1 protein-coding gene is annotated in these 430 nt (G+C 50.7%); it reads left to right on the top strand.

All coding sequences use genetic code 11. The features are described 5' to 3' along the window. Positions 1-430 (top strand): hypothetical protein (locus tag K5R16_RS22740; protein WP_220740619.1); only part of this gene is annotated, 430 nt, incomplete at both ends.

Genomic DNA, 430 nt, shown 5'->3' with positions numbered 1-430 from the left:
GAGGGAGGGAGAAGGGGAAGAGGAAAAAGAAAGAGAGGAGGAGAGAAGGAGAGGGGGGGGAGAAGGGAAAAAGGAGAAAGAAAAGAAAGAGAAAAAAAGAGAAAGGAAGAGGGGGGAGAAAGGGAAAAAGAGGAAGCAAGAGGAAGGAAAGAGGAAAAGGAAGGAGAAAGAGAAGGAAGGGAAGAGAGAGGAAGAAAGGGGAGGGGAGAAAAGGGAAAGGAGGGAAAGGAGGGAAAGGGGAAGAAAGAAGAAAAAGGGAGAAGAGGGAAGGAAGAAGAGGGGAGAAAGAAGGGAAGAGGGAGAAAGAAGGAGAGAATGGGGCGATGGGGGGGCGGGGGGGGGGGAAAGGGGGACGGCACGAGGAAAAGAGTACAACAAGAAGGGGGGCAGGATGAGAAAAAAGAAAGAGGAGGGAAAAAAGGAGGAAAGA

The organism is Shewanella sp. c952 (assembly GCF_019654975.1).
Classification (GTDB): Bacteria; Pseudomonadota; Gammaproteobacteria; order Enterobacterales; family Shewanellaceae; genus Shewanella.
Note: the sequence above shows the minus strand (reverse complement) of the source record. Positions and strands in the feature narration are given on the sequence as shown.